Genomic DNA, 15,213 nt, shown 5'->3' with positions numbered 1-15,213 from the left:
CGCCTCCTAGGGGGTCGTGGTGCCGTAGACCCGCCGGGCATAACGCCGGTAGGCCGCGGGAGCCAGGTGCGGCAGCAGCAGCCGGGGCAGCAGCGGCGCGTGCGAGAGCATCGTCTTGATGACGGCCGGGTCGCCTTCGTACATGAACATGCCGAGCGCCAGGGACGCGTCCTTCTTGTCCAGCGACGCCATGCCCTCCTCCCCCAGCCGGTCCCACTCCTGCTGCGACAGTGCCCTTGCGGCAAGCGGCAGGAGCTCGCGCTCCTCCAGCGCCAGGTGTTCCTCGAGCAGGGTGCGCATCGCCTCCAGCCGTGCGGCGAGATCCTCGCCCAACCCGGCTGCGGCGCTGGAGCGCCAGGCGGGCAGCGCCTCCTCGACCTGCTCGATGCTCGCGCTGATCCCGGCGTGCTGCGACTCCATCGTGTGCACGATGGGGGCCAGGTCCTCCGGCAGGCGCTCGAGCATGAGCGGCCAGATCAGCCGGTCCTCGCCCTGGTGGTGGTGGTGCAGCAGCCTCAGCAGGTCTGCCACGTGCTCGGCCACCACGGCACTGCGCTCGGTGTCCCCCTCGGCAACGCCGAGCACCAACCCGGGCGCCAACCGGAACTCGCGCCGGATCGCGGTGTGCACCACCAGCATGTCCCGGGTGTCCGTGCTGCCCTCGGCCGCCAACGTCATGCCATCTCTCCCCTTCGTCGCGGCGGCCGTGACCGTCGTCGCATCCCTCCCGGGACCTGGCTGGTCACCGGGTGGTCCCCGGACGACCACGCGGAGACTCTGGCACAGGCCGCGCCGCCCGGTGCGGGAAATCGCGGACCTCGCCGGTGAGCGGGACGGCTCAGATCAGACCGAGTGCGGCGGCGTGCCGGCGTACGGCGTCGCTGTCCGCCGCGATCACGAACGGGACGTCGTGCGCCCACGTGCCGGCGACCTTCTCGACCCGTCCGTCCCCCGGGTCGAGCCGCACCTCGCGGATGTAGACCGCCAGGATCCGCCCGGGGCAGGCGTCGACGATGTCGGCGTAGATCTCGGGATCCTTCTCCCCGAGTCCCCGATCAGGACGAACGGCAGCTCGGGGTTGAGCTCGAGGATCTCCCGGATGCGGCCGGTCTTCTGCTCGCGCCCGGTCGCGGTGCCGAGCAGGTCGCGCAGCAGCACCGGTCCCATCGGGAACCCCCGATGCTGCAGGAAGCGCGTCAAGAAGGTGTGCAGGTTCCACGGGCTGGAGGAGACGTAGAAGACCGGATTGCCGCTGCCGGCGAGGTCGCGATACAGCTCCGCTACGCCCGGGAACGGCGTGCGGGTGAGGGCCGAGCCGGTGAACGTCTGGTGGATCATCCGGGCGACCCGCTGGACACCGGTCTCGAGGATCGTGTCGTCGACGTCGGACACGACGCCGAACCGGGCGTCGGGTCCGGTGACGCGCACCTCGAACGGCGTGCGGTGCGGGTCGGTAACGCCGCGGTACTCACCGGCGAGCTCGACGGTGCCGCACGTCCAGGGGCTGGTGAGTTGGTCGGGGTCCGGGCGCAGCCGGGTGAGGAAGTAGCCCTCGGCGTCACTGGCGGTCTCGGCGGTCGTGTCCGCCACCGTGACCCGGAGCGGCACCCCTGGCAGCTCGTCGGTGACGAAGCCGCGCACCGTGCGGCGGATCGCGGCTCCGACCCCCTCCCCCTCGACGGCCTCCGACAGCGGCGGGTCGTCGAGGACGCGGCCCCGGACGACGACCCCGTCGGTGCTGCCGTGCCCGCCGTACGCCTCGATCCGGAAGTGGTCAGGGGGCGCGAGCCGGCGCGGCGCAGCCGGGCGGTGTCCCAGGCCCGCTCGAGGCCCACGACCCAACGGTGCACGCTCATGGGAGCACCGTATGTCGTGGCGGGCAGCTAGGTCCTCGGCCCCGGCCGGGGCGCACCCGCCCGGGTGTCGGCGACCCCGGCCTGGGCGGCCAGCAAGAGCTGTCGGCCGATGCCGCGCGAACGCCATGGCGGCGCGACCCAGTGGATGACAAGCTGCAGCACGTCGGTCTGTTCGTGCTGCGGAGCAACACCGACGATGCCGATCACGACTCCGTCGGCGAAGGCGAGCCACCACCCGTCACACTCCAGCCGCGCGATCCACTCGGCCCCGGTCTCGCTGGCCACGCCGATCTGGTGCTCGCACAGCGGTCGACGAGCAGGATCCGACACCGACGCCCACAAGAACGTGTCCCGGACCAGGCGCCACCGACCCGGTTGCATCCGCTCGATCACCACCGGGCCCGAGGACGCGCGCGTCTCGTCCGACACCATCGACGTCACCCCGCTCAGCTGTCCCCCGAAGGCCCCCGCCTTCGACATGAGGCTAGGTCCGAGCCGGCGCCCGGACCGGGGTCTTTAGTCCTCGCACCTCGGTTTCGGTCTCGAATATCTGGAACGGCGGCCCCACGGCGCCTCTCGGTTTCCCTCCGGGAGCCGGTCAGTGACGGCGGTGCCGGGCACTGGTCCGTTCGGGCTAGCAGAACATCCTTTTCACAACCTTTGTCCGGTGAAGTGGACTATGGCGGTGATGCCCCACGAAGGGCAGCATCGGTGCCGGGGTTCCCGATGTCTGCATCGCGCGACGTCGCCGACGTGCCAGGAGGGCCGATGACCGACATCTCGGAGGAGGCGGCGGCGTCTCCTCTGACGAGCACCCGCTCAGCCGTGCGGAGCACCGGCGACTCCCTGAGGTCCGTCTTCCGCAACCCGAACCTCCGACGCGTCCAGCTGGCGCTGGCCGGCTCGATGATCGGGGACTGGGCGTATGCCACCGCCGTGGCGGTCTGGGCCTACGGCGTCGGCGGCACCCAGGCGGTGGGCATCTGGACGGCGATCCGGCTGACCCTGTTGGCCTTCACGTCTCCGATCGGAGCGACCATCGCGGACCGGCTGCCGCGCAAGAAGGTCATGATCGGCTCCGACCTGACCCGCGCCGTGCTGGTCATGCTGGCCGCACTTTGCTTGTTCCTCGATCTTCCGGCGGCGACGGTGTTCGTGCTGGCCACCCTGGCCTCGCTGTCGGGAACCGCCTTCCGGCCCGCACAACGGGCGCTGATGCCGGCACTGGCGAACAGGCCCGAGGAGCTCACCGCCTCGAACGGGACGGCGAGCACCCTGGAGAGCCTGGCCTTCTTCGTCGGCCCGGCCCTGGGAGCCCTTCTGCTGGGGGTTGCCGATGTGCCGGTCGTCTTCCTGGTCAACGCCGGCACCTTCTTGTGGTCCGCGCTGTTCGTGGTCGGCGTCCGGGTTCCAGCGGCTGCGGCCCCTCGAGCCAAGGCCGACGCGGACGACGAGGACACGCCGAAGCAGTCGTTCCTGACCGAGACCCTGGCCGGGTTCCGCACCATCCTGGCTGACCGCGACCTGCTCGTCGTGACCACCCAGGTCAGCGCCCAGACGGTGGTCGCCGGCGCCTCGGCCGTCTTCACGATCGTCATGGCGGTGGACATCCTCGGGTCGGGGCCGCGCGGCGTCGGCTATCTCGACTCCGTCCTCGGCGTCGGGGCCATCGTCGGCGGGTTCCTGGCGATAGCGCGCGCCACCCGCCTCAAGCTTGCGCAGGACATGACTGCCGGAGTCGTGCTGTGGGCGCTGCCGTTGTTGCTGGTGAGCGTCTGGCCGCATCCCGTCGCCGCGTTCGTGGCCGTCGCGCTCCTGGGCCTCGGGAACCCACTGGTCGACGTCAACATGGACACGATCTTCCAGCGCATCGCCCCCGACGAGGTGCTCGGTCGGGTCTTCGGCGCGGTGGAGACGTGCCTGATCTCGACCATGGCCCTCGGCGCCGTGCTGATGCCGCTCCTCGAGAGCTGGCTCGGCCTCCGTACCGCCCTCGCGGTGCTCGGCACCGCCGTCACCGTGGTCGCGCTCACCGGCCTGCCGCGGATGCGCCGGCTCGACGACCGACTGACCCGGCCGGTCGGCATCGACCTCCTCCAGGCCATCCCGATGTTCGCACCGCTGACGCCGGCGGTCCTGGAGACGCTGGCCCGCCGGCTCACGCCGGTCGTCGTGCCGGCGGGCGAGGTGTTCATCCGGGAGGGCGAGCCGTCGGACCGCTTCTACGTCATCTCCTCGGGGTCCATGCAGGTCACCCAGGACACCGCCGTGCTGCGCACCGAGGGACCTGGAGACTTCTTCGGGGAGATCGGACTGCTCCGGGACGTGCCGCGCACTGCCACCCTCACCGCGGTCGAGGAGACCGAGTTGCTGGCGCTGGAGCGCGACGACTTCCTGGACGCCGTCACCGGCCAGATCGATGCCCGGTCGGCTGCCGAGGACATCGTCACCAGACGGCTCGCGGTCTGACCCGTGACCGACCGGCGCGCTGCTAGGGTGCCGCGGTGATCGCATGAAGCTGCAGATGCTGGGTGTCCGCGGATCCACCCCTGCGCCCGGGGCGGACTTCGTCCGCTACGGCGGTCACACCTCGTGCGTGTCGCTGACCAGGGAGGGCGCCGACGCGCCGGCCCTCGTGCTGGACGCCGGCACCGGTCTCCGCTCGCTGACACCGCTGCTGGGTGGCCGCGCCTTCGAGGGTTCGATCGTGCTCAGCCACCTCCACTGGGACCACATGATGGGGTTGCCGTTCTTCGGCGCCGGCGATCGTCCGGACGCCCGCATCGACCTCTACGTGCCGGCGCAGGACGGACGCTCAGCGCGTGACCTGCTGGCGCAGTCGTTCTCGCCCCCTTCGTTCCCGATCCCACCGGAGGGGCTCCACGGAAGCTGGGGGTTCCAGGACCTGCACGAGGGCAGCCACACGATCGAGGGTTTCGCCGTCACCGCCGTGGACGTCGAGCACAAGGGTGGACGCACCTTCTGCTTCCTGGTGGAGGACGAGCATGGATCGTTGGCCTACCTCCCCGACCACGCGCCGGCTGCCGGGATCTCCGACCGCCTGAAGACCGCGTTGCAGGGGGTCGACGTCCTGGTGCACGACGCGCAGTTCCTCGACCACGAGCGGCCGGTCGCGGTCGACTACGGGCACGCGACCGTGCAGGACTGCATCAAGCTCGCCCGCGACTGCGGGGCGGGCAAGCTCGTGCTGTTCCACCACTCCCCTGCCCGCTCGGATGCGGCCCTGGACGAGATCGCCGCATGGGCTCCGGGACTCGCCGACGGGATACCGGTGGTCGTGGCACGAGAAGGCATGACGCTCGACGTGCGCCCTCGCGCCTGACCGGGCTCAGAGCGCCGCCACCGGCTCCGCGTCGGGCGGCGCCGACTCGTGCAGACCCGTGGACGGGGCCTCCTGCGCGACGAGACGGGCGCCCAGGCCCTCACCGGCCTCCTCGAGCAGCAGGCGGGCCGCGCTTCGGCCCGCTGCGACCATGCGGTCGAACTGGTGGAACTCGAGGAGTCCTACGCCCAGGGTCGGCGGCGTGACGACCCACGCCCCCCGCGCGAGGGCCGCCGCGACGACACCACCACTGCCGATGGTCATCGTCCGGAGCAGCGTCTCCCCCAGCGCCGGGACCCGGGCCGGGCGGCGGGTGGCGTGAGCGGCGCGGGTGCTCCCGCTGCCACCTCCCATGGCGATGTTGACGGCCACGACCGGACCCTCGTCCCGTTCGGTGAGCAGGTCGACAGGCAGGTTGTCGAGGACGCCACCGTCGATGAGGAGCCTGCCTTCCTCGTCGGCGATCGGCGCGAACAGCACCGGCAGGTTCAACGAGGCCTGGACGGCCCGGGTGACGCGACCTTCCCGGTGCACCTGCCGGGTGCGGGTCACCAGGTCGGTGCTCACCGTGGCGAGTTGGCGCGGCAGACCCTCGATCACCGCCTCACCGAACGCGCGCTGCAGCCCGTCGCTGATCCGAGCACCCCGGGCGAGTGACCGGGTCGGGAATCGCCAGTCGCTGAAGGGATTGCGGCGCACCAGCTCGGCGTAGCAGAGCTCCTCGAGCGCCTCCCCGTCCAGCCCGGAGGCGTGGACGGCCGCGATGAGCGAACCCACGCTGGTGCCTGCGACGCGATCGACGTGCAGTCCCGCCTCGGCCAGCTCACGCAGGACGCCGATGTGGGCGAACGCGCGAGCGCCGCCACCACCGAGCACCAGGCCCAGCGACCGGCCGGCAAGCCGGTCCGCCAGGGCCCGCGTGCCTGCGGTGACGTCGCCGTCGACCACCGTGACCTGCCATGCATCGGCCCAGGCCCGCCAGGCCACCCGGTCCACCGGACCGGGGTCGGTCCCGGCCAGCACCAGCTCCGGGCGACGCAGAGGCGCCGGGGACAGCGGCGCCGGAGGAACCGGGGCGTCACTGCGGGAGACGAGCACCACCGCGTCGGCCTGCCGCAGGGTGAAGTCACGCCACGCGGCACCCCCCTCGCCGCCCTCCTCGGCCAGCAGCAGCACCCGCCCGTGGTCGCGCTCGGCGCGGTCGAGACCCTCGGCGCCCACCACCCCGCACATCGTGACCGTGTGGTGGATCGACAGCCGGCGGAAGAGCGCGTCGGCCACCGCACCTGCACCGGAGCCGGGGTGCAGCCCCACCACGGCGATCACCGTCGGTTGGGCCGCGGGCTGGAAGGTCGTCGGGGCGCCGGCGGTGCGCAGCTGCTCGGCCACCTGCGCCAGCACCACGCGGGATGCGGTCGGGTCGGTCGTCAACAGCTCCTCGAACGCCTCGCGAGGTATCTCGAGGACCACCGAGTCCCGGCGGGCCCGGACGCTCGCCGAGCGGTTCTCACCGGTGAGCAGCGCCAGCTCACCCAGCACCGCACCGGCGCCGAGCTCGCGCACGCTACGGCCGTCGACATGGACCTCGAGACGACCGCGTCGCACGACGTACGCCGAACCGGGCGGATCGCCCTCACGCATGAGCCAGGCACCAGCTGGAACGGTGACCAGCCGGGCGGACTCCTCCAGCCGCCGGCGGGCACCCTCGGGCAGCCCCGCCAGCAGGGCCACCCCCTGCAGGCCGGTCTGGCTGTCACCGGCCCCGGGAGGCGTCGACGACCCGGCCACCGGCCGGGTGCTCGCCTGGATCCGCGCGGCCGGCTCGTCGTCGTCCTCGGACTCCTCGTCCACGCCGCGCAGCTTGCCCAACGGGAGCGAGAGCAGTGCCACGGCCAGGAACGCGCAGATCGAGAGGACCCAGCCGTGGCGGAAGGCGGTCACGGCGGTCGCCGGCGAGGGATCGCCCACGATCACCACCAGGATCGCGATGCCCAGCACACCGCCCAGCTGACGCGCGCTGGAGACCACCGCGGAGGCGGTGGCGTAGCGGCCGCCCGGGACGGCTGCCAGGGCGGCGCTTCCCAGAAGCGGGAGGGTGGCGCCCACCCCGATGCCGCTGAGGACCTGGCCGGGGAACCACTCGCTCCAGAACGCCGGCTCCAGCCCGGTCCGTTGGTGGTACCAGAGGTAGGCGCCCGCCCACACCAGCGCACCCGGCACCACGAACAGCCGGTAGCCGTGACGGTCGGCGAGCGGTCCCAGGCGCGACGCGACGACGGCCGCCACCAGCGCTCCGGGCACGAGCGCGAGACCGGCGTGCAGCACGTCGTAGCCCCAGATGTACTGGAGCCACAGGATGTTCGTCAGCAGGTAGGCGAAGAAGCCGAGCCCGGCCAGGATGGTGGCCAGTGAGGCGATGCTGAAGGAGGGGATCCTGAGCAGCGCCGCGTCGAGCAGTGGCGAGCGGTGGGCGCGCGAGCTCATGACGAAGAGGCCCAGGAGCACCAGGGATGCGGCGAAAGACCCGAGCAGCGCTGTGCTGGTCCACCCCCAGTCGCTGCCCTTGATGATCGCCAGGTTCAACAAGGCCATCGCGGCAGCAAGCAGGGCGGCACCGCGGAGGTCCGGCATCGTACGGCGACCCGGCGCGCGGCTCTCGACGAGCTGGCGGCGAGCGGCCCACAGCGCGGCCAGCCCGAACGGCAGGTTGACCAGGAAGGCCCAACGCCAGCCGCCCGCCTCCACCAGGACCCCGCCCAGGGGTGGGCCCAGACCGGCGGCGACGGCAGCGGTGGCCCCCCACAGGCCGATCGCATGCGCCCGTCGTTCCTCCGGAAAGGCGTCGACGACCAGCGCGAGCGAGGCGGGCACCAGCAGCGCCGCCCCCAGCGCCTGGAGGATGCGGGCCGCGACCAGCAAGGAGATCGTGGGCGCTGCGCCGCACAGGCCGGACGCGACGGTGAAGAGCAGGACGCCGGTCACGAAGGCACGTCGACGGCCGAGCAGGTCGGTGAGCCGGCCACAGACGATCAGGAACGCCGCGAAGACGATGTTGTAGGCGTTCAGGACCCACGAGAGTCCTCCGATCGACTGCCCGGGGAAGGACTCCCGGATCGACGGGAAGGCGACGTTGACGATCGTCGCGTCCAGGAAGGCGAGGAACGCGCCGAACGCGGAGACGAGGAGCACTCTGGATGCAGGCACGCGTGCCCCCGACGATCCCGCCATGTCAGCCCCCCCCGTCTGTGCGGCTGCGCAGCCGCTGGCGCAGTCTGTCGGTCTTCGAGGCCCGCTGACAAGCGGTCGGCACGAACATGCGCACAGCGCTGCGCCCTGGCCCGATCGGGTCATTGACCGCATCCGATCACACTGACAAGTTAAATAGGATATTCCCTGATTCCCTGGACGGAAGTGATTTTTCGTGCGTGCCACGCGTTCGAGCAAGACCCCACGGCGTCGCCGCCTCGCGCTCGTGCTGGCCCTTCTGGGCTCACTGATCGCGGCAGTCGGTGGGCTGGTGGTGAGCACGGCAAGCGCTGCCAGTCCGGCCCCGGTCACGATCGTCATCGACGGGGTGACCTCCGACGTCCAGGCACCCACCGGCACCCCTGGCGCCGCGGTGCCGTACGTCCTCGTGCAGGCCGGCGGCACGATCCACGTCCGGGTGAGCTTCTACGACGTCTACGGCGCACCCGCCTCGTTCCAGAAGGACACCCCGCTGGTGATCACCAGCGACCAGGGTGGCCCCACTCCCGCGACGGTCACGGCTCCGCGCGGGATGACCAGCGTGACGCTCGACACGAGCCTTCCCGTGGCTGCGAACCAGGTGTCGTTGACCGTGTCGGTCCCCGGCAAGGCAGGCCGGACGGTGACCCCCGGCACCTCCACGGCCGACCAGCGCTTCGACGTGGTCAATGAGCTGCGCTTCGTCGACTCCGCACCGAACTCCAGCTTCGAGCAGGGCATCGGCGGTGACGACTCGAACTGCCAGTACGCCACCCCGGCGGACCCGGTGTGCGGCACGCTGATCCTCCCCCACGGAGCCCAGAGCAGCCAGGTGCTGCTCTCGCTCGGTGTCTGCGACACGACGTACGCCGGCTGCGGCAGCACGAGCGGAGCGGTGGTCCAGGCGCTCGCCCAGCTGGACGGCCTGTACACCGACACCGACCCCGCGGCACTGCTGATCAAGTGCGACAAGACCCTGTGCGCCGGTGGCGCGATCCAGGACCAGCACCTGTCGTTCTCCCTCAACGGCAACGACGCGCTCGCGACCGCCGAGGCATGCCCGGCCAAGGCCACGCTCGGCGCCGGCCAGGACGCCTGTGTCGACTACGTGCAGAGCAAGCGGGACGGCAGCGGGGACACCCTGCTGTACCTGCTGTTCACCCAGGACATGCGAGGCAGCGTCGGCTGAGCGAGGGCTGAACGGGTCGACCCTCCTCCCTGCTCAGCGGGGAGGAGGGTCGATGCGTACGCCGGCACTGCGCAACACCCCCATCGGGTCGAGAAGCGCACGCGCAGCGCGTGTCGGCGGCTCGTCGGGCATCCCCTGGTGACGGGCCAGCTCGGCCAGGCCGAGCAGCAGCAGCCCTTCCTCGTAGCGGTTGGCCTGGTCCCGGGCTGCCACGACCCCCGCCTGCAGGGCCGCGCGCGCCTCGGTCAGCCGGCCCTCGCCGAGGTGCTGCCGACCCAGCAGTCGGTGCACGGTGGCGTCGAGCGGCTGACCTGCACCCGTCAGCGCCGCCAGCACGTCGCCCGCCTCGGCGACGAGACCGGCGTCCAGCAGCACCTCCGCCCGCGCCAGGCCGGTGTTGCGCGACTCGCCCGGCTCCTCGAGCTCGACGAAGAGAGCACCGGCCTTGTCCAGCAGCGCCATCGCCTCGCGGATGTCGCCGGCTCGCGCGGCGACCCGCGCCTGCTCGCGCAGGGCCAGCGCGACGAGCTCGTCATCCTCCATCGCCCGGGCGATCCTCAAGACGTCGGGCAACGGGACCTCGACGTCGGTGCCTCTCCCCTGCCGGACCAGCAGCTCGACCCGGTTGTACAGCGCGTTGGCCTCGGCCGCGGTGTCCCCGATCCGGTGGAAGAGGTCGCTGGCCTCACGCAGATGGGTCAGCGACTCGTCCCAGCGACCTCCGGTGTACTCCTGCATTGCGAGGTTGTTCAGGCAATGTCCTTGCCGGGCCAGGTTTCCCAGCTCGACGTACGCCTGGAGAGCCAGCCTGCCGTAGGGCAGCGGCTCCTCCCGGCCGCTGCTCGCGTAGATGAAGTTGAGCATCTCGTACGCCTGCGCCACGGCATCCTTGTCGGCGGCCTCCTCGGCTTCGTACGCCGCGATCTCGGCCCAACGCAGCGCCTCGTCGATCTGTCCCTGGCTGAACCTGCTGTGGGCGTACCGGCGGGCGAGCAGCGAGCGTGCCACTCCCGCCGGAGAGCCGGGAACGCCCACGAGCCTGTTCAGCCCGGTGGAGATGCGGCGCAGGGCGACGCTGTGCTTGCGCCGCCGCTGGTCGATCCTGCTCTCCTTCTCGATGATGCCGGCCAGCCGCACCGGGTCCCCGCGGAGGTAGCCCCGGGCAGCGGCGTAGGCTTCAGCTGCCTCCTGCGTCAGCCCGACCAGCCAACGCGAGTCCGCCAGCCGCTCGTACACCCGGGCGACCTCGTAACGGTCCTCGACGCGTCGCTGGCTCGCTGACTGGACGGCGCGGGCGAAGAACTCGATCGCCTCGCCGTGGGCGAACTTCGCCAACGCCCGATCGCCTGCCAGCACCGAGTACCGCCAGGCCTGCTCGTGCCGGCCGGCGTGGAAGAAGTGCAGGGACAGCAGCTCGCACTGGTTCTGCGGCGCCTCGGTGGCCTGCTCCAGCACCTGACCCACGTGGTCGTGCAGAGCCTTGCGGCGACTGTAGGGAAGACCTTCGTAGGCGACGTCGCGGATCAGCGCGTTGCGGAACCGCAGACCGCCCTGACCGTCGCGCTCCAGCATGTCGGCGAGGCGCCGCATCGCACCGACGGGCACTTGCGCGTCGTGGTGCTCGAGCAGGAGGTCCAGGGCGGTCTCGTCGACCACGGTTCCGAACACCGCGGCGTAGCGCACGACGGTCCGGTCCGCGGGGTCCAGCCGGTCGATCTGGCTGGTCACCAGCGCTTCCACCGACTCGGGAAGTCGCGCGAGGGACCCGGCCCGCCCGGCCTCGAGCACCAGCGCTTCCAAGAACATCGGGTTGCCGCCACCGCGCGCGACGATCTCCGAGGCTGCCTGCGGTGTGAGCGGACGCTCCCCGCGCATCCCTTGGACCAGCGCGAGCGCGGCCGTGGGGTCCAGCGGCTCCAGCTTGAGCGTCGTGAGGGCCGTGCCCGCGCTTGCCGTGAGGTCCTTCGGACGCTCCCGCAGGGTCACGACCACGAGAAGCGGTCGGTCCCCTAGCTCGTCGCACAGGGAGTGCAGGAGGTCGACCGAGGCGTCGTCCATCAGATGGGCGTCCTCGATCACGAAGACGGTCGGGTCGGTGAGGACCGCGCCCAGGACCTCGGTGACCACGCTCTCCAACCGGCTCTTGCGGAACTGCTCGTCCAGCTCGGCGGTCTCCCGGGTCGGGGGCAGCGGCACGTCCATCGGGACGCCGAGCAGCGGCAGCCAGGGCACCAGGTGCGGCGCCGTCGCCGACACGCGACGGGCCACCAGCTCGGCGACCCGCTCCGGGGCGGCGTCAGGAGGGACCTCGAAGACGGCGCGCAACAGCCGACGGAAGGGGAAGTACGGCGTTGACGACTCGTAAGCCTCGCAGGGAGCGGGTAGCACGTCGAGGTCCTCTCGACGCGTCAGGACCTCGGTCACGAGCCGGGACTTGCCGAGCCCGGCACCGCCCACGACCTCGAGAAGCCGGCCACGGCCTGCGCGGGCTTCCTCGACGGCCCGCTCGAGTGCCTGCACCTCGTCGTCGCGCCCGACCAGCGGCGCGGCCGGTCGCTCCTCGACGCGGGCGCCGACACGCTGCCCCACGTCCGCGGCGTGCACGAGCTGTGCCTTTCCCTTCACCCTGAAGGGCGGCAGCTCGACCGTGCGGAAGACCGTCTGGGACCGGCTGAGCACCTCGAGCGTGGCAAGCGCCTGACCGGGAGCCGCCTTCGCCATCACCCTCGCCGCGAGGTTGATCGCATCGCCCTTGACCGAGTAGGTGCGACGGAACGACGGGCCGAAGTCCCCGAGAACACGTGCCCGCGGTTCATCCCGATGCGAAGCGGAAGCCGGCCGGCGCGGTCGAGGACCAGCCGAGCGACCCGCAGCATGCGCTCCTCGTCGTGGTCCGCACTCCGCGGCGCCCCGGCGGTCAGCATGATCTTGCCGCCGTCGCTGTTGATGTCGCTCTCGAAGAAGGTCACGTCGTGGTCTGCGCAGGCGTGCTGGACGTTGCGCACCATCTCGTCCAGGGCCTCTGCAAGGCGCGCCGCGCCGGACGTGACGAGCAGCTCGTCGGTGCCCGAGTACTGCACGAACCCCACGGTGATCAACCGGTGCTCCGGCTCGACGGGGCCCGCACCGAGCAGCGCGCGAATCGGCGGCGGCAGCAGCAGCCGGGCGGCTTCGAGACTCGGGCTTCCCCCGAACGTCCCGGACGACTCCGGCCGGACGGGAGCAGACCTGAGCAACCGGCCGTCGAGCAGCGGCTGTCCGAGCAGGCGGCCGTCGAGCAGCGCGGCCGTGGCGGCGCTGAGCCCGATCTGCCCCGCCGCCGCGGCGGCCTCGGTCTGCGCGGTCGTGGTCGCGGCCGGACCACTGATCAGGAGCTCGCGATGGATAGCGGGGTCGCCGACCAGGAAGAAGTCGAAGTCCCCGCTGTGGATGCCCACCGACATGCGCAGCCGGACCCGTCCGGAGCTCGTCGCGAGCTGGCCGACGACCCTCAGGCGCGCTCTCATCCGGTGGGCCGCACGAGCGGCGCGGGCGGCGTGACCGGGGCCGTGGAAGAGCAGCAGCATCGCGTCGCCGCCCCACTTCACCAGGTCGGCCCCGTCGTCGTACGACTCTGTGAGCAGGTCCCCGAAGGTCGTGCTGAGAAGGTCGCTCATCTCTTCCGCGCCGACCTTGCCCTTGCGAGCGAGGCGTTCGGTGAGCTGCGTGAAACCGGAGATGTCGACGAACGCGAGGGTGCCGGTGACAGCCATGTGGCGTTCGTCGGCGCCCGTGGGACTCCAGTCGGTCAGGAGCTGGGGAACGTAGGGCAGCAGCCCGTCTCCCCCGGCTGCTGCACTCATGGATTGCATGCTGCCGTAGTTCTGGCGCTACGTCACTCGCGGGGCTCGTAAATGGTCACGGCTCCTCCGGCGGGCGAAGAGGTCAGGTTTTCGCGCCGGGCTGTCGCGTCGGGAGGTGGTTGGTGAAGAACATGGCCAGGAGCGCGAGGAGCGCGAGCACGGACAAGGACGCCCGGAGTCCGTCCAGGCGGGCCTCCTCGTTCTCGTCCATGACCGCCTGAGCCGTCTTGCCGGTCACTCCCGCGTTCTCGAGCGCGGCCTCGAGCTGGTCGTCGGGGATGAACGGCGCCCCTCCGGCGAGGTCTACCTGGGCCTGCGACGACAGGTTCTGGGGGATGGCTGGGTTCTCCTGGATGCCGGTGAGGAAGGAGGAGGTGAGGCCGGAGATGAGGACCGCGCCGGCCAGGGCAGTGCCGATCGAGGCACCGAGGAAGGAGACCGTGTTCTGCAGGCCGCCGACCTCGGCACTCGCCTCGTCGGGCACCGCCGACACGGTGACGCTGCCCAGCTGCGAGGCCAGCGCGCCGATCCCCAACCCGGCCAGCAGCATCGGCCAGGTGACCACCTCGGGGCCGACTCCGGCCTCGAGCGCGACGGTCAGCGTCACGATGCCGAGGAAGAGGCCGAGGAAGCCGAGCTTGACGATCCGGCGGGGCGAGGCGTGGGGGAAGGCACGGGGTACGCCGACCGCGGTCAGGAGCAGCGCCAGGGAGAGCGGGAGGATCCGCACGCCCGTCTCGACGGCGGACAGCCCGAGCGCGACGGACAGGAAGAGCGGCACGGTGAAGAACAGGCCGTTCTGCAGCAGGTACTGGAAGAAGAAGGAGGTCAGCCCGCCTTGCAGCCCCGGGTTGCGCAGCAGGGATGGGTCGATGAGGGCCGCCTCTCCCGCGTCGCGACGTCGGCGCTCCCAGTTGAGGAAGCCGAGGAGCAGCACTCCCCCGCCCAGGACGAACCAGACGACGGGTGAGAGACCGAGCCAGTCCGGCGCGCTCGGCTTCGGCCAGAAGAAGCCCCAGGTGCCGGACCGGAGGATGCCGAAGACCACGAGGCCGAGGCCCAGAGCCGACAGCACGGTGCCGACCCAGTCGAGCTGCACGTGCGGCTCGGCGGGCGCGTCGGCCATCCGCCGCGCCAGCAGCAGGATGCCCAAGACCATGAAGACCTCGCCGGCGAAGACGTACCGCCAGGACGCGTACGTCGTCAGGAGACCACCGATGAGCGGTCCCAGCGCTACCGCGATGGCGGCGGCTGCAGCCACGATGCCGTAGGCCCGGGCACGTTCGGCTGGGCCGAAGTTGGAGGCGACCAGCGCGACGATCGCCGGCATGATCAGGGCGGCGCCGATGCCTTCCAGCAGCGACCACCCGAGCATCAGCACGGTCAGGTTCGGCGCCACCGACGCGTGAACGACCCGGCCCCGTAGATCACGCAGCCCAGCGCGAAGGCGCGCTTCCGGCCGATGATCTGGCCCACCTTCCCGCCCGTGATCATGAGCGACGCCATCACCAGCGTGTACAGCGTGATGGCGCTCTGCACGCCCGTGACCGAGGTGCCGAGGTCACTCGCCACCGTCGCGATGGACACGTTCATCACCGAGCTGTCGAGCGCCATCAGGAACTGCCCGGCGGCCAGGGTCAGCAGCACGGTGGTGGATGCACTCCTGGCCGGGGACACAGTCGCCGTCTGACCGGCCATGCGCAGCCCTCCTCCCGCGGGCTGGTGCGCAGTCCCTGTCAGCTCGAGGTCGTACCCACC

At 71.4% G+C, this 15,213-nt stretch carries 11 protein-coding genes; 3 read left to right on the top strand and 8 right to left on the bottom strand.

The genetic code is table 11. The annotated features are described in order from the left end of the window. Positions 1 to 6: 6 nt before the first annotated feature. From H9L09_RS19895 to H9L09_RS19885, 3 genes are all read right to left on the bottom strand, one after another. A complete protein-coding gene (locus H9L09_RS19895) occupies positions 7 to 678 on the bottom strand; it encodes a hemerythrin domain-containing protein (protein WP_187578518.1) in 672 nt (223 codons plus the stop codon). 216 nt (positions 679 to 894) lie between these two features. Continuing rightward, positions 895 to 1,842, bottom strand: a complete 948-nt coding sequence (locus H9L09_RS19890) for a phosphatase domain-containing protein (RefSeq protein ID WP_187578517.1) — start codon at positions 1,840 to 1,842, stop codon at positions 895 to 897. A 41-nt stretch (positions 1,843 to 1,883) separates the two neighbouring features. Beyond that, complete coding sequence (locus H9L09_RS19885) at positions 1,884 to 2,336, bottom strand: GNAT family N-acetyltransferase (protein WP_187578516.1); 453 nt, start codon at positions 2,334 to 2,336, stop codon at positions 1,884 to 1,886. 288 nt (positions 2,337 to 2,624) lie between these two features. Between H9L09_RS19885 and H9L09_RS19880 the strand changes: the two genes are divergently transcribed. Further along, a complete protein-coding gene (locus tag H9L09_RS19880; RefSeq protein ID WP_187578515.1) occupies positions 2,625 to 4,325 on the top strand; it encodes an MFS transporter in 1,701 nt (566 codons plus the stop codon). A 43-nt stretch (positions 4,326 to 4,368) separates the two neighbouring features. Beyond that, positions 4,369 to 5,199 carry an MBL fold metallo-hydrolase gene (locus H9L09_RS19875; protein WP_187578514.1) on the top strand — a complete coding sequence of 277 codons (831 nt, stop codon included), beginning with the start codon at positions 4,369 to 4,371 and terminating at the stop codon, positions 5,197 to 5,199. Between the two features lie 6 nt (positions 5,200 to 5,205). Here H9L09_RS19875 and H9L09_RS19870 read toward each other — a convergent pair whose 3' ends face one another. Further along, entirely contained in the window at positions 5,206 to 8,403 is a 3,198-nt protein-coding gene (locus H9L09_RS19870) for an MFS transporter (RefSeq protein WP_223164131.1), read from the bottom strand. A gap of 217 nt (positions 8,404 to 8,620) precedes the next feature. Between H9L09_RS19870 and H9L09_RS19865 the strand changes: the two genes are divergently transcribed. After that, entirely contained in the window at positions 8,621 to 9,613 is a 993-nt protein-coding gene (locus tag H9L09_RS19865) for a hypothetical protein (protein ID WP_187578512.1), read from the top strand. A gap of 33 nt (positions 9,614 to 9,646) precedes the next feature. On the opposite strand, the gene H9L09_RS19860 is transcribed toward H9L09_RS19865, so the two are convergent. The 4 genes from H9L09_RS19860 to H9L09_RS22570 form a co-directional block, all read right to left on the bottom strand. Beyond that, positions 9,647 to 12,334 carry an ATP-binding protein gene (locus tag H9L09_RS19860; protein WP_187578511.1) on the bottom strand — a complete coding sequence of 896 codons (2,688 nt, stop codon included), beginning with the start codon at positions 12,332 to 12,334 and terminating at the stop codon, positions 9,647 to 9,649. Further along, positions 12,334 to 13,455: an adenylate/guanylate cyclase domain-containing protein gene (locus H9L09_RS19855; RefSeq protein WP_187578510.1), complete on the bottom strand. Its 1,122-nt coding sequence runs from the start codon at positions 13,453 to 13,455 to the stop codon at positions 12,334 to 12,336. The genes H9L09_RS19860 and H9L09_RS19855 overlap by 1 nt, the downstream gene beginning before the upstream one ends. An 82-nt stretch (positions 13,456 to 13,537) precedes the next feature. Next, positions 13,538 to 14,854, bottom strand: coding sequence for an MFS transporter (locus H9L09_RS19850; protein ID WP_223164130.1), 1,317 nt, complete (start codon positions 14,852 to 14,854; stop codon positions 13,538 to 13,540). Continuing rightward, entirely contained in the window at positions 14,839 to 15,153 is a 315-nt protein-coding gene (locus H9L09_RS22570; RefSeq protein WP_223164129.1) for an MFS transporter, read from the bottom strand. Before H9L09_RS22570 ends, H9L09_RS19850 begins: the two co-directional genes overlap by 16 nt. Between the last annotated feature and the right edge of the window lie 60 nt (positions 15,154 to 15,213).

It is taken from the genome of Nocardioides mesophilus (assembly GCF_014395785.1).
GTDB classification, from domain to species: domain Bacteria; phylum Actinomycetota; class Actinomycetes; order Propionibacteriales; family Nocardioidaceae; genus Nocardioides_B; species Nocardioides_B mesophilus.
This window is presented reverse-complemented; position numbering and strand designations above follow the sequence as displayed.